Origin of the sequence: Bradyrhizobium sp. 6(2017) (assembly GCF_011058295.2) — a bacterium.
In the GTDB taxonomy this organism is placed as follows: Bacteria; Pseudomonadota; Alphaproteobacteria; order Rhizobiales; family Xanthobacteraceae; genus Bradyrhizobium; species Bradyrhizobium septentrionale.
On record NZ_CP049289.2, the window covers coordinates 5,295,361 to 5,317,539 of the forward strand.

General features: G+C 63.9%; 16 protein-coding genes, 1 tRNA gene and 1 pseudogene. 8 read left to right on the plus strand and 10 right to left on the minus strand.

Going from position 1 to position 22,179, the window contains the following annotated elements; genetic code table 11:
- Positions 1–6 precede the first annotated feature (6 nt).
- The 7 genes from G6P99_RS24740 to G6P99_RS24770 form a co-directional block, all read right to left on the minus strand.
- A complete protein-coding gene (locus G6P99_RS24740; protein ID WP_029083890.1) occupies positions 7–1,818 on the minus strand; it encodes a M23 family metallopeptidase in 1,812 nt (603 codons plus the stop codon).
- Positions 1,819–2,018: 200 nt separating this feature from the next.
- Complete coding sequence (locus tag G6P99_RS24745; RefSeq protein WP_029083889.1) at positions 2,019–2,357, minus strand: lipid-A-disaccharide synthase N-terminal domain-containing protein; 339 nt, start codon at positions 2,355–2,357, stop codon at positions 2,019–2,021.
- On the minus strand, positions 2,357–3,136 hold the full coding sequence (locus tag G6P99_RS24750; protein WP_035977822.1) for a glycosyltransferase family 2 protein: 780 nt from the start codon (positions 3,134–3,136) through the stop codon (positions 2,357–2,359). The genes G6P99_RS24745 and G6P99_RS24750 overlap by 1 nt, the downstream gene beginning before the upstream one ends.
- Before the next feature lie 84 nt (positions 3,137–3,220).
- The gene (locus G6P99_RS24755; RefSeq protein WP_165123703.1) at positions 3,221–4,066 is read right to left on the minus strand and encodes a phosphatase PAP2 family protein; all 846 of its coding nucleotides are present in this window, start codon (positions 4,064–4,066) and stop codon (positions 3,221–3,223) included.
- Between the two features lies 1 nt (position 4,067).
- Positions 4,068–5,813 (minus strand): ArnT family glycosyltransferase, encoded by a 1,746-nt coding sequence (locus G6P99_RS24760; RefSeq protein ID WP_029083886.1) that lies wholly within the window; start codon positions 5,811–5,813, stop codon positions 4,068–4,070.
- 82 nt (positions 5,814–5,895) lie between these two features.
- On the minus strand, positions 5,896–8,007 hold the full coding sequence (gene pbpC, locus G6P99_RS24765) for a penicillin-binding protein 1C (protein ID WP_029083885.1): 2,112 nt from the start codon (positions 8,005–8,007) through the stop codon (positions 5,896–5,898).
- Between the two features lie 95 nt (positions 8,008–8,102).
- A complete protein-coding gene (locus G6P99_RS24770) occupies positions 8,103–13,322 on the minus strand; it encodes an alpha-2-macroglobulin family protein (RefSeq protein ID WP_165123705.1) in 5,220 nt (1,739 codons plus the stop codon).
- Between the two features lie 287 nt (positions 13,323–13,609).
- On the opposite strand from G6P99_RS24770, the gene G6P99_RS24775 reads away from it, so the two are divergent.
- From G6P99_RS24775 to G6P99_RS24785, 3 genes are all read left to right on the plus strand, one after another.
- Positions 13,610–13,686, plus strand: a tRNA-Arg gene (locus G6P99_RS24775).
- Positions 13,687–14,060: 374 nt separating this feature from the next.
- Complete coding sequence (locus tag G6P99_RS24780; RefSeq protein ID WP_165123707.1) at positions 14,061–14,375, plus strand: helix-turn-helix transcriptional regulator; 315 nt, start codon at positions 14,061–14,063, stop codon at positions 14,373–14,375.
- A gap of 46 nt (positions 14,376–14,421) precedes the next feature.
- Positions 14,422–15,327, plus strand: coding sequence for a hypothetical protein (locus G6P99_RS24785; RefSeq protein WP_165123709.1), 906 nt, complete (start codon positions 14,422–14,424; stop codon positions 15,325–15,327).
- Between the two features lie 180 nt (positions 15,328–15,507).
- Here the strand turns inward: G6P99_RS24785 and G6P99_RS24790 are convergent, their stop codons facing one another.
- Positions 15,508–16,041 (minus strand): TetR/AcrR family transcriptional regulator, encoded by a 534-nt coding sequence (locus tag G6P99_RS24790; protein ID WP_246709616.1) that lies wholly within the window; start codon positions 16,039–16,041, stop codon positions 15,508–15,510.
- Between the two features lie 227 nt (positions 16,042–16,268).
- Between G6P99_RS24790 and G6P99_RS24795 the strand changes: the two are divergent.
- A pseudogene (locus tag G6P99_RS24795) lies at positions 16,269–16,461 on the plus strand (transposase); the annotation flags it as partial.
- Between the two features lie 218 nt (positions 16,462–16,679).
- On the opposite strand, the gene G6P99_RS24800 reads toward G6P99_RS24795, so the two are convergent.
- Entirely contained in the window at positions 16,680–18,266 is a 1,587-nt protein-coding gene (locus tag G6P99_RS24800) for an alpha/beta hydrolase domain-containing protein (protein ID WP_165123713.1), read from the minus strand.
- Between the two features lie 137 nt (positions 18,267–18,403).
- Positions 18,404–18,922, minus strand: a complete 519-nt coding sequence (locus G6P99_RS24805; protein ID WP_165123715.1) for a hypothetical protein — start codon at positions 18,920–18,922, stop codon at positions 18,404–18,406.
- Between the two features lie 956 nt (positions 18,923–19,878).
- Between G6P99_RS24805 and G6P99_RS24810 the strand changes: the two genes are divergently transcribed.
- The 4 genes from G6P99_RS24810 to G6P99_RS24825 all read left to right on the plus strand — a co-directional run bounded on the left by G6P99_RS24810 (position 19,879) and on the right by G6P99_RS24825 (position 22,157).
- Positions 19,879–20,712, plus strand: a complete 834-nt coding sequence (locus G6P99_RS24810) for a hypothetical protein (protein WP_029084878.1) — start codon at positions 19,879–19,881, stop codon at positions 20,710–20,712.
- A 361-nt stretch (positions 20,713–21,073) separates the two neighbouring features.
- A complete protein-coding gene (locus G6P99_RS24815) occupies positions 21,074–21,208 on the plus strand; it encodes a hypothetical protein (RefSeq protein ID WP_256375167.1) in 135 nt (44 codons plus the stop codon).
- Positions 21,209–21,285: 77 nt separating this feature from the next.
- On the plus strand, positions 21,286–21,543 hold the full coding sequence (locus G6P99_RS24820; RefSeq protein ID WP_165123717.1) for a hypothetical protein: 258 nt from the start codon (positions 21,286–21,288) through the stop codon (positions 21,541–21,543).
- A gap of 158 nt (positions 21,544–21,701) precedes the next feature.
- The gene (locus G6P99_RS24825) at positions 21,702–22,157 is read left to right on the plus strand and encodes a DUF992 domain-containing protein (RefSeq protein ID WP_029080891.1); all 456 of its coding nucleotides are present in this window, start codon (positions 21,702–21,704) and stop codon (positions 22,155–22,157) included.
- The last annotated feature ends 22 nt before the right edge of the window (positions 22,158–22,179 follow it).

Consider the following 22,179-nt stretch of genomic DNA (forward strand, 5'->3'; position numbering starts at 1 on the left):
TCTCCGCTACGTCGGCGGCCGGTGTTCGGAGCCGGGATGCCGCTGTGGAAACGCGGAGGCGGCAGCGAGCTGGTCGATGCTGTCGCGTTGGCGATCGAACACGCCAAGGAGATCGCCTTGCAGCAGCCGGCCGCCTGACAATCTCATCCGAAGCGGATCGACGTTACGGCCGTTGATCCGCACCTCATAATAGAGATGCGGTCCGGTCGAGAGCCCGGTCGATCCGACATAGGCAATCGTCTCGCCTTGGCGAACCCGGTCGCCGATCTTCAGCCCGGGCGGGAAGCTCGCAACGTGGGCATAGGTCGTCTCATAGCCGCGATCGTGCAGCACGCGAATAAATTTCCCATACCCGCGTTCGTACCCTTCGGTCTCGACGACGCCGGCGCCCGCGGCCGCAATGGGCGAACCATAGGGCGCGGCATAGTCGACGCCCTCATGGAAGCGGCGGTCGCCCAGGATCGGATGAGTACGCCAGCCAAAACCGTCACCGAGGCGCCCGCTCACGACCGGCTTGCGCAACAGGAATCTGGTGATGGACTGGCCAGCCTCATCGTAGAAATCGGAGCTGCCGTCGTCCGGCGCCGTGAAGCGGTAGTAGCGGTGCGTCTGCCCGCCCGCGGTCAGGTCAATGAAGACCAGCTCCGGTTGGCCAATTTCGTTGGGGGCATACATGATCTCAGCCACATCGGCGTCGCCGAGCGGCTCATCAAGGTCGAAATCGCGGCCACACAGGCGCATTAGCTCGGCAACGATGCCCTCATCGACGTGATTGGAGCGCGCAAGCGCGTTGAGACCATCACGTAGCGTTTCACCGGGGACGGAATGCGTGTCGATCGACTCACGCAGTAAGCTCTCGCTCCCGAGGGGGATATCCGGCTGTTCCGGCACGATCGCCTGGTACTGGCCGCTATCGGCGCGACCGACGGCGGACACACTGGCGTCCGTCCGTTCGATCGACACTTTCGCGACATGGCCAAGTGCCGAACCGGCCTCTCCGTCTTGTTCGACGATCGTGATTTTCTCGCCACCGGACAGCGTCTCCTGGCCGCCGGCCGATGGGAAAGCGGCAAGGATCGCCGGCGCGTCCGCAGCAGCCGCAGTTAACGCCCGCAGAATGGCAGACAGCGTGTCACCGCTTCTGGCGATAATGACATGTCGATGGTGACGAGACGACGAAGGAGATTTGGGAAGGCTGGTGACGTTGATCGCCTCACCTGTCGGCGAAGGCGGACGCGGCGCGTCTTCATCGTCTGCATAGGCGCTGGTGCCGCCCGGCAGCCCAACGCGTGATGGACCTGCTCGCATGATCGATGGCAACTCCGGCAGCAGCGCGCGTTGCGAGCTCACTCGCTGATCGTCCTTACCGTCTCCCGGTGCTTCGCGACGATGGTCCTGTTGTGGTTCGGGATCGATCTCCGCGAGTCGCGCTGACACGCGGGTAAATCGACGGACCGAACCGGCATCGCTCAGCTGCTCGATCTTGAGCGCACCGGAACTGCCTTGCGAGCCGGGCCTCCGATCCAGACGGTCGCCGCGCCGCGCCTCGTCAACCACCTGCCCTGTGAAGCGCGGAAGTGAAACGACCGGCGATACTGCGAATCGCAAGTGATCTCCGAATGCTCCGCGAAGCGCGCCAACCAGGAGCGCGACAGCAGCGGCGCCAATCAGAACCGTCCCCGCCATCCAGCGGAGACTGACCGCGCGCCGGTCCGGCGGCTCGCCCTCGACCGTCAGCGGCGGCTCGTCAAGCGATGGGATATTGCGGGCGCTCGATCGATGACTACCCGCTTTGGTCGCTTCGCCACGGCCGGTCATCAACGCCCCTCATCCCCTCGGCGCACGGTCTCGGGATGCCCCACGCCCGCGGCAAGCCGTAGATGCCATACGCCTTGGGGCGATTGTTTGGCCTTCGTTCAGGGTGCGGTCCAATTAATGCGGAGCCGGGCCGATGCTGCATCCGCCGAGACTCGGGAGGAGGCTCAGCATACCGCTCGCCGCGCTGACAAGCGCAGGGATCAGCGCTCAAGCGTCCTCGACGCGGCGCCCCGGCTTTTCACGATCAGCATGATGTTGCGGATGTAGATCAGCGTGGCGAGGCCCTGCCCGATGATGATGACGGGTTCGCGCTTGGCGAGCCCGTAGATCAGCGTCATCAGACCGCCGCCCATCGAGAAGAACCAGAACGCCATCGGCACCACGCTCTGGCCGGCGCGCTCGCTGGAAATCCACTGCACCAGGAAGCGCGCCGTGAACAGCAATTGCGCGACGAGGCCAAACGCCAGCCAGAAGTCGAACTTGGCGACGAACACGTCGTAGAAATAGGCGCTCAGCGCCTGGCCGTACTGAATCAGCATCACTTCACCTTGGTCACGATCGGCACTTCCGCGACGCCCGTCACCTCGGTGACATCAGGCACTTCGGTGACGACCGGTGTCGGCTTCTTGCGGCGGATCAGCCACCACACGCCGGCGAGATCCATGATCCCGATCCAGAGCCGGTCGAAGAATCCGTAATTCGAGACGCCGGAATGGCGCGGGCGGTCGACGACGTCGACATAGGCAATCGTGAGCCCCTCGCGGCGGACCAGCGCCGGCAGGAAACGATGCAGCCCGTCGAAATAGGGCATTGCCAGGAACACCTCGCGTGGAAACGCCTTCAGTCCGCAGCCGGTGTCGCGGGTGCCGTCACGCAGGATAACGCTGCGCACGTTATTGGCGATGCGCGATTGTAGTTTCTTGAAGCCGGTATCCTTGCGCCCGACGCGCTGGCCTGCGGCAAGCCCGACGCGGCCATTGCCGCTCGCGATTGCCGCGATCAGGTCCGGCAGGAAAGCGGGGTCGTTCTGGCCGTCGCCATCGAGCGTCGCCACGATCGCACCGCGCGCGGCACGAACGCCGCTGCGCACGGCGGCCGACTGGCCCGACGAGACGGCGTGGCGGAGCTGCCGCAGATTGGGCCGCTGCGCCATGATCGCGCTCAGCCGTTCGCCGGTGGCATCGGTCGAGCCGTCATTGACGTAGAGGATCTCGTAGGCCCAGCGCCCGTCGAGCGCGGCCGCGATCTCGGCGATCAGCGGCGCGATATTGTCCGCCTCGTTGCGCACAGGCACGACGATGGAAACGGCGACCGGCATCTGGTCGGGAGCAGGCAAATCGGCACTCGTGGTTGGTGTTATCGGCGATGGAACCAGCCCGATCCGGCCGTCGGGCGACCGCTTTTATGGGGCGAAGGCGCTCCTCGCAACCCTTTTGAGGCGCCCTTCCGAGGGCCCGGACAGTGCCACAACGGTGCCATCGTGATGAATGGCGAAACCAAGGCGGCGGGCAGCGAACCAGTAGCGCACGGTCATCGCGCCGATCACGCCAACCAGCGCGCCGGCCACCACGTCGCTCGGATGATGGGCCAGCAGCACCAGCCGGGTCGCGGCGATGATCAGCGCATAGACCAGCATCGCAACCCTCGCACCGGGCCACACCGCCGACACGGCAAAGGCGAGCGCGAATGCAGTGATCGAATGTCCCGACGGAAAGCTCGAATAGGCCTCTGTGCCGGCGAAGTGCTGGAAGTTGAAGGCATTGGCCTTGCCGCCGACAAACGGCCGCCCGCGGCCGACGATCCACTTGATCACTTCCCCGAGCACCACCGACAGCACGACGGACAGGAACAAATATTGCAGCCTCGTTCCAAGGCCGAGCAGGGTCGCGCGCGGCACGCCGCGCAGCGCCGGCGCTGCCAATGCGACCACAACCAGCAGCAGGCCGAGCGTGCACAGCACATATTCGTCCTTGCCGAAATCAGTCAGGATTCGCACCCACCAGAGGCCCGGCGTGCCGCGCGGGGGCATCGCGCTGATTTCGGCGACGTCCAACACGTACATCAGCGTGATGATGGCAGCGCCGACGATGACGACGAGCAGGAGCACGTGGCGCGCGGAACGCCGCGCCGCCTCGGCCCGGCGCGAATGCGACGGTGCACGCACGAGCTGGGCAAGCGACAGCCAGACCAGCGTCAGCAATCGTCCGAAATAGTTGGCGGATTCCAGGGTGGCTGGCGGCGGGGGCATGTCACTCCGTCCCTTCGGAGCGGAAGATCGCGATCGAGACCGCCTTGCCCTGCGAGATGTTGTAGCCTTCGACGCGCACCGGCGCGTTGTACCGCAGACCGATCGCCTCGGCGCGCTGCACGAAGGACCGCTCCGAGCGCTGTTCGACCAAGGCGAAGCGGCAGGAGCCCTGCCCCAGGAAATCGGCAGCGCCCGATCCGTCGGTGAGCAGTGTCGAGGTGTCGGTCATGAACACCAGACTCGGCTCGTGGAAGCCTGCGGCCGCCGCCTTCGGACCGACGCAGGTGACGTTGCGCAAGGCGCGTGCGACCTCCTGGCTCGGAAACACGGTGGTGAGCCGCGGCAGCACCACACCATAGGTGCCGGCCGCCATCAGCGCCGCGGCGATCACCGCATTGAGCAGCGAGCGCTCGGCGCGGCTGTCCTCGAACATCCACCAGGCGATCAGGCCGAACACCATCGCGACGGCGAACAGGGGCCAGGCCGGAAACACCGGCTGATGGATCGCCTTGATGGCGCCGACGATCACCAGCACCGAGGCGCAGGCGGGGATCGCGAACCACCAGGCGGCGCCGCGCAGCAGCCACGAGGAGCGCGACAGCACGCGCCGCTCCAGCGCGCCCACGGTCAGGATCGCGATCGCCGGATAAAGCGGCAGCACGTAATGCGGCAGTTTCGTCAGCACGGCCTCGAACACGATCCAGGACGGGATCAACCAGGCCAGCAGGAATTGCGCGCCGGGCTCGCGCCGCGCGCGCCAGATCGCCGGCGCCGCCATGCCGGCGAGCGGCGCGCCGGGCCAGAACGTGATCCAGAACAGCAGCAGATAGACCCCGGGCGGCGCGCCGTGGGACTCCTGCGCGCCAAGCTTGCTCAGCATGTCGCCGCCGACCGAGTCGGCAAAGAAGGTCTCACCGGCGCGCAGGAAGATCAAAACGAACCACGGCAGCACCAGCACCAGGGTCCACATCAGGCCCCAGACCGGGCGCATGCGCCAGAACCACGCCGCCGATCGATCGAGTATAGCGAGTGCGGCCATCGCGAGGCCGACGAACATCAGGATCAGCGGCCCCTTGAGCAGGATGCCGACCGCCAGCGCCGTCCAGAAGATCGCAGGCGGCCCCCATGACGGACGCGCCGGATCCTCGCCGCGCTGCCAGGACAGATAGACCCGCGCCATCGCCCCCATCGCGGCGGTGACTGTCAGGAGCAGCATCGCATCGGTCTTGGCAAGCCGTGCCTCGACCCCGAGCAGCACGCAACTTGCCATCATCAAGGCGGCGAGCGCCGCCCCCTGTCGCGTCACGAAGGCGAGTGCCGTCCAATAGGTCAGCAGCACCGCGCCGATCGCACCGATCAGGGACGGCAGGCGATAGACCCAGATGCGGACCTGAGCGCGCGGCACCCCGAGCGCGGAAATCGTCTTCAGTGCCGCCGCCTGCATCCAGTAGATGCCGACCGGTTTCTTGTAACGGACGTCGTCCTGGAAGCGGATATCGACGAAATCGCCGCTCTCGACCATCTGCTTGGTCGCCTGGGCAAAGCGCACCTCGTCGCGGTCGATCGGCGGGATGGTGAAGAGGCCCGGCAGGAACAACACCAGGCAGGTCAGCGTCAGGAACAGGATCGAACGCCATTGGCTGGCCGTTGCGCACTCGAACGCCATGAACAGCCTGCGGCTCGAATGCGCAGGTTTTACAGACTGTTGCCCTGCTCCGAAGCGCCGGGGTTGGAGGCTATCCACCATGGGTTTCGCATACGATGAAACCGCAGCGCAAACAACCGTCCAGTTCCGCTTTCCCTCGCGATCATTGCACGCGGATCACACATCATTGCACGCGGATTACAACGGTATCTGCTGCCCCCGTGGCGTCGATCACCGTGAGCCGCGCGAAGCCCGGTCCGGGCGGGTCAATCAGGCGCTGGCGCCGGCTGTCGATGTCCCCGGCTGAGACACCATTCACGAGCACGGTCAGCGGCAACACACCGCCGGCGACCTTGACCGGCATCGGCGCATTACCGCCGCTTTCGGAGCGATCGACGTCGATGCGCGAGCCGTTCAGCGGAAACTGGATGTGCGGCGCCTGGTCATTGCCGCTGCGGATCAGTTCACCGAGCGGCCGGAACCGGCGCAGCGGCGGCGGTAGTTTTGCGTTGGAGGCGACCAGCACGCCGCGTGGCGGCTTCGGCAACGCCGCCGGGATCTTGCCGGTGCGCGCAAAGGCATCGAACAGGATCGGCGCGGCCGCGGTGCGGCCGACCAGGCCCGGCACCGGCGCGCCGTCCGGACGGCCGACCCAGACACCGATCGTGATGCGGCCGTCGAAGCCGACCGACCAGGCGTCGCGATAGCCGTAGCTGGTGCCGGTCTTGAACGCGATCCGGTTGTGCACGCCATTCTCCGGCGGCGGCGTGCCGAGCAGGACATTGCCGACCTGCCAGGCCGCAGCCTGGTCCATCAGCCGCATCGTGTCACGGCTATCGCTCGCCTGCATGATCTCGCGCAGCGGTTTCGTCGCGCCGAGCCGCGCCAGGCCAGAGTAGAGCTGGGCGAGATCCTGAAGCGTGATGCCGACGCCGCCGAGCCCCATCGCCAAGCCCGGCGCCTCGTCCTTCGGCAGCACGAGGCTGGTGCCGGCCTGCTTCAGCCGCGACGACAGCCGGCTCGCGCCGACCCGGTCGAGCAGCGCGATCGCCGGCACGTTCAGCGACAATTGCAGCGCCTTGCGGATCGGCACCGTGCCCTGGAACGTCATGTCGAAATTCTCCGGCGCGTAGGAGCCGAAGCGGACCGGCCGGTCCTCGATCAGGCTGTCGGGATGGACAAAACCATCCTCGAAGGCGAGGCCATAAATGAAGGGCTTCAAGGTCGAGCCCGGCGAGCGCACCGCGCGCGTCATGTCGACCTGCCCGGCCCGCCGCTCGTCGAAATAATCCGCCGAGCCGACGCGCGCGAGCACGTCGCCCGTTTCATTGTCGACCACGATGATCGCGACCGAGACGTCAGGCCCCTGCGCGATGGCGCGGTCGCGCGCCAGCGCCTCCAGGTTTCGTTGCAGCGTGGCGTCCAGCGTCAGTTTGATGACGGGCGTATCCTTCATCGTCGCGATCGCCTGATCGGACGAATGCGGCGCCAGGATCGGGATCTGCTTGCGCATCTTCGGCACTGCCGTCGCCGTGGCCTGCGCGGCATCCTCCTTCGACACCACGCCATCCTCGACCATGCGGGCGAGCACGCGGTCGCGCGCGGCATGCGCAGCTTCGGGGAAACGGTCGAGCCGCCGCCGCTCCGGCGATTGCGGCAGCGCCACCAGCAGCGCAGCTTCCGCAAGCGAGAGGCGCTTCGGCTCCTTGCCGAAATAGGCGATCGAGGCGGCGCGCACGCCCTCGAGATTGCCGCCGAACGGCGCCAGCGCGAGATAGAGATCGAGGATCTGGCCCTTCGAGAGCTGTCGCTCCAGTTCAACCGCGCGCACCATCTGCCGCAGTTTTGCGTAGACCGAGCGCTGGTGCCGCGGCTCGATCAGCCGCGCCAGCTGCATCGTGATGGTCGAGCCGCCGGAAACGATATGACCGCGGGTGAGAAGCTGGAATCCGGCGCGCGACAGCGCCAGCGGATCGACGCCGTGGTGCTCGTAGAAGCGCTTGTCCTCATAGGCGAACAACAGCTTCAGATAAGTCGGATCGACCGACGTCTTCGCGTCGACCGGCAGCCGCCAGCGCCCGTCCGCCATCGCATAGGCACGGAGCAGTTTTCCATTTCGATCGACGACCGTGGTCGAGACCTGCTGCGCCTGCGTGAGCGGCAGCGGCCCGAGCGAGACGACCCAGGCGGCGAAGGCACCGGTGATCGCGATGAGCACGACGGCCATCGCGGCAAAGAGGCGTAGGGGCCACCTCTCACCGCGCTTGTCATGCCCGGGCTTGACCCGGGCATCCACTTCTTCCTCACACGCCGCAGACGTGGATCCCCGGGTCAAGCCCGGGGATGACGAGGAGAGTGCTGGACGCGCGTCTTCGCTCATTCCGCGATCACTCATTTCGCCGGCTTGACCTCAACCGCGCCGGTGCCGCTGCGGCCGTAGCGCGAGGGATTGTACATGTCCTCGACATAGGCCTGCGGCAGCACATATTTGCCCGGCGACACCGCGCGTACCACATAGGCGACCGTGAACACCGACTTGTCGTTGGCGCCCCGGTCGATCGCCGCGGTGAAGCGGTCATCGCGGAACTCGGTGTTCTTCGGCTCGACGCCGTCCTCGATCCACTCGAGCGTGCTGGAATCGCCTGATGACACCAGATTCGGATTGTCGATCTCGAGCCCGGCCGGCAGATAATCGGCCACCATGATGTGGCCGAACTCCGGCTTGGCTTCCGTCACCTTCAGGACAACTGCGAAGCGGTCGTTCTGTTTCGCCTTGGTGACGTCGGCCGGCTTGCCGTCGAGCGTGTAGTAGGCACGTTCGATCTTGAAGCCGTTGGAAGCCGCCGGCTCCGGCGTGACCGGCGAGCCCGACACCGAGACCACTGCCTGCACGGGCGCGTCGCCGGTGTTGGTGATCCGGAGCGGCTGGCCCGTCATCTCCTCGGCCTTGTAGCTCCGATAGACCGCGGTCTTGACCGGCTGGCCATTGATGTCGAGCGCCAGCGTTTCCTTGGCGAGCGCGCGCGCCGCCAGCACCATCCACGCATTCTCCTGCGTCGAGGTGTAGGGCGAGAGCCCGCGCGCAGCTTCGACCCGCAGCACGGCCTGGGTCAGCGTGGTGCGCGGCGCATTGCCCTCGCCCGCAAGCGAGACCAGCGCAGCCGCATCGCGCAGCGCCGAGCCGTAGTCGACCCGGCCGAACTCGATCACGGGTTTGCGGTTCAGCGCATCAAGCGCCGCGCCATAGACCCGCTCGGCCCTCGCCTTGTCGCCGACCAGCGCCAGCGCCGCGGCCAGCTGCGCCTTGGAGATCGGCGTCGCCAGGTTGTTGAGCTTGGTATCGGCGAGATAGCGCAGATCACCGATCGGCGCCGCGCCGTTGCGCGCGAGCACGTAGAGGCCGTAGGCCAGATCGCGGCCACCGTCCTTCTCCGGCTCGTTGGCATTGACCACCGAGTTCCTGACGCGGTCGAGCGCGTTCTTGAACAGCACGTCCGGCACCGCAAAGCCCTTTTCGCGGGCCCGGGTCAGGAAGTCGGTGACGTAGGCGTCGAGCCAGGCGTCGTCGCCGCCCGCCGACCACAGGCCGAACGAGCCGTTGGAGCCCTGTCGCGCCAGGAGACGCTCGATCGCGTCGCGGATGCGCTGGTCGACCGCGGTGTCCATCGCAAGATGGGCGCCGGCGGCGAGATCGTTGACATAGAGCAGCGGCAGCGCGCGGCTCGTGATCTGCTCGGAGCAGCCATAGGGGTAGCGGTCGAGCGCCTTCAGGATGCTGGCAGCATCGAGCGCGGTAGACAGGCTCGCCGAGATCGAGACGCTGCCGGTACCCGGGACGAGATCGGAGAACATGTCCGAGGTCAGCGTCAGGCTCTCGCCCTTCGCCAGCGTGCGGATCGAGCGACGCGCCAGCACCTGGGTCGCCGGCTTGACGTCAAGCGCATAGTGACGCACCAGCGTCAGCCCGTTCGGCCCCGAAATGTCGACGTCGAAATCGGCACGTCCGGCGCCGCCGGCCTCCAGGCCAAGCGACAGCGATGAGCGCTGCTTGGCGGCGAGCTTCACCTTCGTGGTCGGATTGCCCGAGGCCTTGATCGGGCCGCTCGCCTTGACGCTGATCGCGTAGTCGCCGGCGGCGCCTTCGACATTGTCGATATCCATGCTGATGGTGCCCTTGTCACCGGTCAGCAGGAAGCGTGGCAAGGTCGCGGTCAGCACCACGGGATCGCGTACGATCACATCAACATTGGCGCGGCCGAGTTTGGTAGCGCTCCACGCCACCGCCATCACCCGCGCCGTGCCGGCGAATTCGGGGATGTCGAAGCTCACTTCGGCAGTCCCATCAGGGCCGACCGTGACGATGCCGGAATAGAGCGCCAACGGCTTCTGCGTCGGCGGCGAGCCCTGCAGCTCGGCACCGGCGGCGTCGCCGCCGCTGCGGATCTGGCCGCGGGTGCCCTGCATGCCGTCGATCAGCTGGCCATAGAGGTCGCGGATCTCGGCGGTCAGACGGCGCTGGCCGAGATAGTAAGCGTCCGGCGCCGGCGGCTTGTAATTGGTCAAATTGAGAATACCGACGTCGACCGCAGCCAGCACCACCTTGGCGTCCTCGCCGGGATTGAGCCCGCCGAGCTTGACCGGGATCTTCAACGTCGAGCCCGGCCGCACCAATGCCGGCGGCGACAGCTCGACGGCAAGCGTGCGCGTCTTCTTGTCGATGCCGAACCACTTCAGCCCGATCGCGCGGCCCGGCATGCGCCCGGCGGCGGCATCGAGCGGACGGCGCAGCGTCGTCATCACATAGGCGCCGGTGCCCCAGTCCTTGCCGACCGGGAGCTTGACCTGCTGGGTGCCCTCCTTGACGTCGACGCTTTGGGTCGTCAGCAGGCGGTCGCCGAGCACATAGACGGTGAGCTTGCCGGCGGTGCGTGCGTTGACCGACACCGTCATGGTGTCGCCGGATTGATATTCCGGCCTGTCGATCGAGGTTTCGAGCAGGTCGGGCGTGTCGGCGCTGCCGTCGGAATACCAGCCGACGTCGAACTGCACCGAGGTCACGGGACCGTCGGCGTCGGTCGATTTCACGTCGAGCCGGTAGCGGCCGGGCTGCGGCTGGAAGCTCAGGCGCATCGGCTTGTCGGCCGCGAGGTTGACGTCGCCATCGGCAACGCGGCGGGTCGATTTGACCGGCTCATAGTTCCAGGACGAGTTCTGCCGGTACCACTGGTAGCGCGACTCCAGCTTCAACAGCTCGTAGCGCAGCCCGTTGCGCGGCAGCTGCTTGCCGTCGGGCGCAAGGAACACGACGTCGAACTCGGCCTTGTCGCCTTCGGCCACGCTCTTGTCGCCGAACATCGGCTTGACGCCGATCAGCGATGCCACTGGGGCCACCGGCAGCACGATCTTGCGCTCGACCGACCGGCCGCCGGTCTCCGCCATGCGGATGTAGATCTGGGCCTCCTGCGGCCGGGTCGAGGTCGGCACCTTCTCGAGCTTCACCGGGAAGGTGGCGGCGCCATTGGCATCGGCCTCCGGCAGGTCCTCGATCGGGGTCCGCTCGTTGCTCGCGGTCTGCTCGTCGTCGACGCCGAACTGGTAGCCGGCATAGCCGGGCCGGCCGGCCGCCGCGGGCGCCACCAGCATGTCGCCCTCGAGCTGCAGGCCCGAGGCCGGCGCGCCATAGAGGAAATGGCCCGAGACCTGAAGTTCCACTGGAACTTCAGCTTTGATCATCTTCTCCTTGCTGGTCAGATCGAATTCGACCCGCTCGGGGATGTAATCCTCGACCATGAAGGTGGTCTCGCCGACCGAGGAGCCCTTGGGATCGGTGAAGACGCGGGCCCGCCAGGTGCCGGTCGGCACCGCCGAGTTCAGCGCCACTGCCAGCATCCGACCACCGGCGCCCTGGTCGGGCAGCACGGTACGGCGGAATTCCACGCCGTCGGGGCGCTCGATCACCATGGTCAGCGGTGTCCCGGTGAGGGCGTTGCCCTGCCCGTCGCGCAGCAGCGCGGTCAGGTAGACGGTCTCGTTGGAGCGGTAGACGCCGCGCTCGGCGTAGACGAAGGCGTCCGCGCCGGCCGGGATCGCCCGCCCCGCGACGCCGCGGTCGGTCAGGTCGAAGGCGTTGGTCTTCAGGCTCAGGAAGGCGTAGTCGGCCTTCTCGCCCGTCACCGTGAGCAGCGCCGGCGACAGCCCGCCTTCACCGCGAGCCAGCCCCTGCTCGAACAGCACATGGCCGGCCGCATCGGTCTTGCGGGTGGCGAGAATCTCGTTGTTGCGGGCGACCAGCTTCACTTCGGCATTGGCGACCGGCTCGGTCGAGGCCAGCGAGTTGACGAAGACGTGGATACCGTCATTGCCGGAGAAGGCCGACAGGCCCATGTCCGAGACGATGAACCATTGCGTCGCCAGCGTGCCGTCGTCGTCGGTGCCCGGCCCCTTGGCCGCGGCGGTCATGACATAGACGCCCGGCTGCAGGTCGCCGAGCGCCTGGTCGACCGGAAACGCCGTGACGACGTCCTGGTTCAGCGTGGTGGCGGTCGCAAGCTCGCCGGACCAGACCTTGACGCCGCGCTGGTCGCCGAGATCGGAGAGCTGGTAGCGGCTCAGCGTGCTCTGGAAGTCGCTGTCGATCACTGTGTTGATCAGGTTGCGGTCGCCGATCCGGAAGACGTCGACCGTGACCGCCGGCGTGTTGACGCTGACCAGCGGGATACCGCGCTGCCCGGTCCGCGGCAGCACATAGGCCCGCCCCGTGAACCGCACGAACGGCTTGCGGTCGCGGACATAGATGTTGAACTCGGCGGATTTCGGCAGCGTCTCCTTGACGGTCGACGGCAGGCCGGCGCGCAGATTGATGTTGTAGCGCTCGCCGTGCTTCAGCCCGTCGACGCAGAGCTGCTGGCCCTCCGCCGACAGCGCCGGCTTGTCGGTGCCGGCCAGTGCGAGGTAAGGCGCGAAGTCGACGCGCTTGGCCAGTTCCTCGGAGAACTGGAAGCAGGCCCGCGGCGAGGCCGCGTCGGAATCGACGGTATAGTCGAGCAGCCGGAAGCCGTGCTCGTCGCGCATCTTCTCATACTGGCCGCGGACATCGGCCACCTCGCGCAGGTCGAGCGACATCCGCAACGCATCAAGCGCCGGGCGCCACAGCTTGCGCTCGGCCAGCGCCTTGCCGAGCACGGCCAGCGCGTCGGCCTCCTCGCCGGCATTGCCGGCCCGCTGATAGGCGATGTAGGCGGCCGTGGAGGCGCGCTCCATCAGGAAGGTCTGTTCGCTCGAGCTGGCGGAGCGGATCTGGAACACGGTCCTGGCGAGCCGCAGCCAGTTGGCGCCGTCCTCCGGCGTGGTGGCGGCGATCTGGCCGAGGATCTGCAGCCCACCGCGGAAATCATTGCGCTTGAAGGCTGAGTCCGCATCGGTGCGCAGGGTCGCTGCCGATTTGTTGACGGCGCCGGCCTCGCTCTTGATCTGGGCCTCCAGCTTGATCGCGGAATCGGCGAGATCGTCGCGCTTGAAGGCCTTGTCCGCGGCCTGGGCGCTCATTTGGGCGCTCACCAGGCCAAGCACCAGCGCGGTGCAGACTGCGGCGGCACGAACCAATCCGATCATGATGGAGCTCCTGAACGCCCCGCGGTCGAGCGCCGCGTTGGGGCCAAAAATGCGCGAAAAGGTGACGGAGTGAAGGCGCTGATATGAACGGACGAAAACGTCGCAGGTCGCATTGCCGACTTCCTTTGACCAGCCCCGGCGGCAGCTCATGCCGGCTCGGCGGACTGGACAGGCCAACGCAGGGCGGGGACCCCTGCTCCGCTTTGTCGTCCGCCCCCAGAAATCGGTTCGGACGGACTTGGCGGGAAAGCGGATTTTTCATATTGCGGGTGCTACAAGGCGGCCACGGTCCCGTAGCTCAACTGGATAGAGTAGCGGATTTCTACTCCGCGGGTTGCAGGTTCGAATCCTGCCGGGATCGCCAGTAGAATTTAAGAAACCCCTGCAAACATTGGCTTTCTTTTACTCGAAGAAATTTCACCTCACCAATTTCGTGCCGCTGCAAGGGGATTTTAGGGCACCTAAGGGGATGAGATTCCCGGAAAAATCCCCGGAGTAATCGCAGCGCAAGACGAACACCGCCCACAGACCCCCAAAGTGATTCGTCAATCCCCTTTTTGACCCATTCATAGGCTCACGGATTCTTCGTCCGCGGGTTGAACATGCCAAAGTGCTTTTGTAACAGAGACTTACACGGGAGCAGCCTCACGTAGAACGACGCGTACAAGCTGCCTAGAGTTGTCTCCGATACACAGACCGTGGAGCGAATTGCTGGGAGCAAAGTGAAAGGTGCGTAACATGCCTGCGCGACACCAAACTGAGCTTCAGAAATTGGCAGCTCGTCTCAAGGCAACGCGCGAGTCGATGGGGCTCAGCCAGGCGAAGTTTTCTACACTCGTGGACGTTTCATCGCAGGCATGGAACAATTACGAAACGGGCTTCCGCCGGATTTCACTCGACCAAGCGATCAAGGTTTGCGACGCCACAGGTGTATCGCTCGATTGGATCTACCGTGGCGTGCTGGCTGGCGTTCGCCATGAGCTTGCTATGGCGATACAGCAACTCAAGGCACTTGAGCAGAGCAACAAAGGCGACAAAGGACGGTGGGACTGACCGTGTGGACCAATAGCGGGACAGATTTGTATTTCGCGGAGGAAAAATGACAGACGAGACGGCTCCGTCCGATCAGACTGGTGAACCGGCTTCCATAGCGTTTGCGGAGTTCCTCGAAGGTGTCCCCCCAGGTCAACGCCGTTCGATAGCCGATATCGGCAGAGTAAGGGTCTTCTCAAACGGCTTTCACCTGGAACTGTCCACCCCCGACATTCACATTCACTGCACCAATCCGCAGTGCAATGGGCCGCGATTTTTCAGACGCGAGAAGGATTACGTTCTGAGGGCGGCTGACACGGACCTTTTTGTGTCATACGTTTGTTCAAACTGCCAATCCCGAACGAAGACGTTTGCACTAAACATCCTCCTCGAGGGACCAACTGCGGAAGGCGCACGTGCGTTCAAATTGGGCGAGTCTCCAGCCTTCGGTCCCCCAACGCCCACTCGACTGCTGAAGTTGTTGGAAGATCAACGCGAGAACTTCCTATCCGGTCGACGATGCGAAAATCAGGGCCTGGGTATCGGCGCATTTGCCTATTATCGTCGCGTGGTTGAGCACCAAAAGGGGCGGATCATCGATGAGATCACAAGGGTCGCAGAGAAATTGGCGCTGCCTTCCAAGACGCTAGAATTGTTCATCGCGGCCAAGGCAGAAACACAATTTTCGCGATCTGTCGAACTCGTTAAGGAAGCGATGCCCCCATCCTTGCTAATCCAAGGGCATCATAATCCACTCACGCTGCTTCATTCGGCTCTGAGCAAGGGCCTACACGCGAACTCCGACGAGGCTTGCTTGGATCTCGCGCGGAGCATTCGCATAGTACTTGCAGAGCTGGCTGAGAGGCTGACTGTCGCGCTTAAGAACGATGCAGAACTTAGCGCCGCAGTGTCGCGCTTGCTGCAACCAGACGTGCCGGACAAATCACCGGAGGAGGACAAAGACTCACGCTAACCCCCTGAAATTGCGATCAAATATTCATTGCACAGCAATGCTTTCTACTCCGCGGGTTGCAGGTTCGAATCCTGCCGGGATCGCCAAAGAAAACGGGCGAAAATTCCTTTTAAATCAAAAGGATTTACCCCGCACAGCGAAACGAGTGTTTGCTATTGAACGACCCAATGACAAAAAGGCTCATTTACTGAGGAGCTTGAAAAAACCTTTCGAGAAGGAGTGAAGCGGCTCGGAACGGCGCTCGAGTTTGGCGCGCAGGACCGCGCCCTCCCAGCCGATCCAGAAGAATTCGGCAAGCCAATCGCAATCGTGGCTGGAAGAGATCGCACCCATGGTTTGAGCAGACCTCAAGCACTTGGCCGTGCGCTGCTGCCAGTCGATGAACACAGCGAATAGTTGCTGACGAAACGATTGTGGAAGTGCGCCCATCTCCTGGCCAAGATTGCCGACCAAACAGCCGCGCGTATAACGGAAGCGCTTCATGGCAAACGCAGCATCGTCGGTAAAACCCCTAAGCCTCTCCAGCGGGGGGTGTTGCTCGTTCAGGAAGAAGCTGTCGAGCTTCCGCGAAAAATAGGCAGCGTAGCTGTCGATCAGTTCCGCTCCAAATGCTTCCTTGCTCGGAAAGTAGTGGTAGAACGAACCCTTTGGCACGTCGACGCTACGCAAGACTTCCTCGATTCCCGTCGCAGAATAGCCCTTCTCCGTCAGCATTACGACACCTGCACGGACTAGCGCGTCACGAGTCGCACTATAGCCCGCAAATTCTTTGGGCGGGCGCCCACGACGGCGGAGAGGCAACGTCTTGCTCATAAAAAGTCTAATAGACCGGTCGTCTAGGAGAGGCAAGCGCCAGGTGACGGGGCCTGCTTGGATTGACCTGCTCCCCTGAAACGCCCCGGTTTTAAGTTAGGGTTCTGTTCTCCAGTGAAGAGACGACGATGCGTAAGAGCAGGTTCACGGAAGAGCAGATCATCAAGGTGCTGAAGGAGCATGCTGCCGGTCGTCCGCAGGTGATCTGTGTCGGAGCACGGCATCAGTCATGCGACTTTCTGCAAGCGGCGATCGCGCTATGGCGGGATCGAGATCTCCGACGTTCGCGAGCTAAAGGGCCTTGAAGAGAAAAACCGCAAGCGCTGGGCTGGGTCGGTTGTCCGCTAAAGGAGCATAATGAGCTATAATCAGGCCAGGCTTGGGGTTCAGCCCAGTCCGAGGCATTTTTCAAACATCGACCAGCGTGACTGGGAGATCTGTTTTAGCCCCGGAAACGGACATCTTCGCCCGCTCAGGTTCGAAAGTGCCACTAACAATCGTCATACTCGTCGAGATAGCGCACGTGATCCGGGCGTCCCTCAGCGTGGAGCGTCATTCGCAGGGGCGGGCGCGAACAGTTTGCTCGACGCGGCTTCCTGAACGATCACCGCCGCATCTTCCGGCAGCACGAAGCCTCGCGTCACGAGGTCCAGCGCGGCGATCCGGATCCGGTTCACATAATCGTCGCGGCCGTGGTAGCGCTCCTCGATCGACGGGCGGGCGTCGCCCGTGCGTTCCCGTTCGGCTTTCGTCGCTGCGAACGGGGAGAAGGTCCCAATCAGCATGCAGGTGAATGTCTGCGGCTGGTTCTGTCCGCCATTGGTGCCGGTCGGCACCGCGACATCCGGCAGCCGCACTCCGCCGAGCGCGTTGCCGTCCTGATCGCGCTTCGGCACTTGTATTACTGCGGCGGAAAGCCGAGTCGGGGCGCGCAGCGCAGGTGGCTCGCGGCCCGCGGCTTCAAGCGGCATCAGTTCGCTAGCGGGCGGCTTGGTGCCGCGGCTCACCCAGGCATCAAGGTGCAGCAGGAGGGCCCGGGACAGCGGCGCCCAATCGAGGCGGCCCGGCGTCAGTGTGCAGGCCGGTGCCTTGGGGGCGGGTATATGCGGGCCGCCCGCGATATCGTACATCCGCGCATTGGCGGGCAGTGGCTGATCCGCGGTTCCGGACGCGCCCGTGCGGCCAAGCGAAGCGCGCAGCGAATAGTAGTCCGTGGTGGAGCTGACGAGTATCATCTTCGGAGGAACCTCGCCGCGCGCCTCAACCTTAGCCGTGATCTCGCCGATCGTGAGAGGTCCGTCATTCACGCCGGGAAAATCCGGATTGTCGAATGTGGGAGCTCCCTCGGCGCTCGACATTGGTCCAAGGCCCGTCTGAAGGATCGGAAGAAGGCCGGCGGCCGAGACGAACACATGCATGCCGTCGAAGACGCGCCGGTTGCCCATCATGTTGAAGCCGTTCAGGAGAAAGGTCTTCAGGAATCGTCCATCCTGGGACCTGCCGCTCGCGAGCACGCGGTTGATCGCTCCCGTGAGCGGGTTGGGCGTTCCACCCTTGTCGGAGGCAGCATGCGCGAGGAAATCCGCGGCGTCGCGGACGATCGCAAAGCCCACTCCCTCGACGAAGCGTGTCTTGCCGTCGGCGTCGGCGAACGAAGGCAGGTCCGCGCCCTGTCCAAGCTCCCAAAAAACCTCCGCAACCGCGAAACCGTGGTCCTGGAGAAAGCCCGTGCCCTGCTCCAGCGTGCCCGGGAGGAACCGCACATCGCGTGGCGAGTTGTAGATCGCCTCGGCCCAGACTTGCCCGCGGTTGGGTACGTCCACCAGCAATGCGCCGTTTCCCCCGCGGGGAGCCGCCGGCATCATGAGAATGATCTTCGCGGCGTAGTCGACGCGCCCGCGTTCATTGCGCGGCGCCTTGTCGATTCCCGGAATGGCCTCTTGCGGCGATAGGTCGCCGTGGATGCGACCTTGCCAAATCACGTACTCGCCTACACGAAACGTGCCGTACGGTTGTTTCGACGTGAATTCGATTTTGGTGATTTCCGCAGTTGCAGATCGCGTCACAGCGATGAGGCCGAGCAGGCAGAGCAGAAACGACACGATGGGCCTGTTCAGGTGCAACATTGGAATCCTCCCGGCTTGATCGCCACGACGTTTTTGGTGTTGCGGTGCCCAGATATCATCACTGGGGAGACATCATGGAAACGGACATAATGGACCGGCAATTTCTCACCGGTCCATCGCCTGTGGCGCAGACCTTCTCACTCCATCCAATAGTCGATGTCGGTCTGATTGGCATTGACGCCGGCCTTCGGCTCGGACGGCCCATGGCTACTGATGATGCCACGAATCCTGGCGAGGCTGCCTGTGCCTCCCGTAATGACGCCCGACGTCATGTTTGTAAGCTTGCCGTCTCCACTGCTTTGGGCGACCAGAGATGTCCTGACGAAAAACTTCTCCCCATTCTCAAGTATCCAGACGTTGTAGATGAGGGCCGGACCATTGTTGTCGACGTAGTCCGACATGCCGCGCGTCCACTGCTCTTTCAACTTCGACCCGTTGATGACGGGGGCATCGCCCCCATAGATCCGCCGGATTTCGAAGAGCCGAGCTTGATGTCCCGGAATATCGCCAACATCGATGACATGTTGTTGGGTGTATGTCGTCTGAGTTGCCGGGGTATTATAGCTGACATGTTGCTTTTGTTGGGCCATGGCAACCGGAGCGGTCAGAGCCATTGCGAGAGCGATCGTCATTCCAAGCGCTATCTTGCGAACCATACGTGACCTCTCATGGAAACCAGCCAACCGCGAAGGAGTCGGCGGACGTTGTTTATTGAAGATGTCTCGATCAATCCGTCAGCGCTCGGCAGCGACCGAACTCCGCCAAAGCCGATATCACCGCATTTTACCGAGACCATTAAATTAGACCGATCGTCTAATACTTGGCTGCGAGCGATTTCGCTAATCACTCTTTATTGACGACGCTTTGTCGGGACACGTTTCCTGCCGCGAAGGCAGTCTCGATGCCCGACGTCAACGACGAAGGCGAGCGCCACGCGCGGATCAGATATCAGGACGTCTACGGCACCTGACCTGCGGACGCGCGAGCTGCAGCGAGAGCGACGCGCGCCGCGAGCGTGACCGGGCATGGGCGGCAGCGCGCCAGGCGCGGCAGCTCAATGCCGATTGCGAGGAGGAGATCGCGCGGCGGCACGGCGCCCGATCCCCGGAAAAATCACCGGACCGCACGGACGATGCGCGCTAACGATTTGAGGTGTCGCGACAATCGCCGCGGCGCCCGGTTTGTTTCTACTCCGCGGGTTGCAGGTTCGAATCCTGCCGGGATCGCCAGCCATTTCAATGCGATCCGCTCATGGCATCGACCCTGCAATTTGGGCTGTGCTGGAAATTTCAGCGTCCTAGGTCCGTAAGAACTCCGCCGGGCGTGTACTCGTAGTACTCTCATCGGCGGTCGAGACACCAATCGGCCCACGTCTCATCACGATTTTCCTCCGGACATGAACACAGTTCCACCTCGGTGCTGCGCTTAAAATCGCGGGGACAGCTCAGGAGGGGCGAGCGTATAAAGGATAGATGATGTGATGCGCAGGCTGCATGCTCATCCTTGGGAAGCTTAGGCTGCAATACCCACCTGCGTCCCGTTGAATGTTAGCTCGCCGAAGGGCGGATCCGCTCTCAAGGCGGGTGCCATTGCATTTGATACGGAGCACCAAATGGATTCCACGCTGAACGACAAGGTCGCGGAAGGGCGGCTCACGAGCTTGGAGCAGCAGCTCTTGAACCTCGCGCGCGAAGCGGGAGTCAGTCCTTCTGGCCCACCGATCGGCGTGAAGCCGCTTCGCGCGCCGCTGGCAGCGATTCATCGATTGGCGGATTGGCGACTCCTGGCTTTTGTCGGTTCTGTGTTGGCAGCGTCCATCGGTGGCGCCGTTTGGTGGTGGGTGTCCTCCGCCGATACGGCGATGATGCCCCCCTCAAAATCCACACCTCCGACACAAGCCGCGCCGAAAGACGTTGCGCCGACTGCCGTCGCACCTTCTTCCGACTTGGCGCAGCAGCTCCAACCGATGGCGCGCGATCTTGCTGCCCTAAGGCAGGTGGTTGAACAGCTTCAGGTGAGGCAAGAACAATTGGTCCGCGACAATGAAAACGTAGCGAGCCAACTCAAGGCGAGCCAGGCGGAAACGGCACGCAACAACAATATCATCGACCAGATAAAGGCGAACCAGCTTCAGATGGCGCGCGAAAGCGAAACAGTCACCGAGCGGCTCAACGCGAGCCAGGAACAACTGGCCCGTGTGATCGCCAACGCTTCCGAGCCAAAGGTGGTGGTGCCTGAAGAACCAAGGGTGATGCCTGAAGAGCCAGGGGTGATGCCCGAAGGGGCAAAGGTGAGCCCCGAACAGCCAAGGGCAATCCCCGAAGTACCGATGCCGCGTCCGCGGCGATCGACCAATGTTGCCCAGACGCACAAGCCGGCGCCACCTCCGGCGCGGCCGCGAACCAACAAACCGCAACCATCGGCATTTCCATGGTCAGTGCGCTAGAACCATGACGATTGCAGACGAGCATGATGCAGTCCCGGTGCAGGCCAGGCTTGTCGGCGCCTGAACGAGACGCCCGTAGTGCATGGGCGATCCAGTATTTGATTTTGCTGAATGTCAGAAATGTTTCTGTTCGCGGGTTGCCAGGTTCGAATTCTGCCGAGATCGCCACCCCACTCCCCCGATGAAACCATTTTCCAGAAGCCGCGAAGCCGGCCGGAAACAAAGGCGGCCTAGCCTCCTAGCATTGGACCAGAGGGGATTCGGTCATGTGGGATTTCATCAACGAATTGTATCGGGATTTTTGCCTGTCGCGCCTGCAGGAGATGCGGAAGCTCGAGCATCACGGCTGATCGGGCGGCGTATGGACAACGATCAGCCGCTGGCCGGCGCCATTCTGACGGCGATGGTGATTGCCGCGGTCGTGTGGGCAACACTTGGACCTCAGCCAGTGCACGAGAAGGTCAGTCACGAACACCACGCGATCGCCGGACGCTAGAGCCCGTATGACTACGGATCGCTCGAACCTTGGCCCCGGCCTTGCAGACATAACCCTACTGGGATTGCGGGCCCAGATTGAAACAGGGCGCCGCCGGGACAAGGCATTTCGAGCCCGGCGGCGTATTTTCTCGGGACGCGCGCATTGTCGGTGATCCGAACGGCGTGGCGGCACGCCACGGCCGATCCCTGCCCTTCGCTCTTTGCTCTTTTCAGCTGCCGCGCGCTGACTTGCTCGCGCACTCATCCGGATCATCGCTGACGCCACACCACCGGCACGAACAAGAGATCGTGGTCAGCATCGTCGACGAGCCGCTAGGCAATGAACGGTCATAATGACTTCGCCCCGCATGCCGCGTCAGATCGGGACGCGCAACGAAGGTCAGTTGGCAGCCGTACCGCTAACGACGCGTTCTAAGGCTCTCTTAACCACAAGCGCATGACGCGCGCGGGGCGATGGCGCGATTGCGCACCCATTCGCGTTGTACAGCACCATGCGTAGAACGGGTCATCTGATCGTCCTCGCCGCCTGTGGCGCGGCCATCCTCGCTGCGCCGATCCGAACCGCCGATGCACAAGAGGTGCAGGTCGGAACGCTTGCGTGCCGGGGTGGCCCTGACACCGGGTTCATCGTGGGCCCGATCACCAATCTCGATTGCGTATTGCACGTCGATAGCGCGCCGGACAGTCGCTTCGTTGTGGCCATCAGGAATCTCGGCGTGTTTATCGGCGATCAGGACGTCGCATTGACCTGGAAGGTGATGGGACCAGTGCCGTGGCTCGGGAGCGACGATCTCGCCGGTGGCTACACCCACCCCAGCGGCGCCGGCGTCAATGTGCTGGCCGGCGGCACCAATTCCCCTGTTACGCTGACTCCGTCGAACGAGCACAATGGGGCGGCCCAGCCAGTGAGGATCGAGAGCCTGGAGATACGGCCGATGGATCACTGATCACCGAGCGCGCGACCGCCAA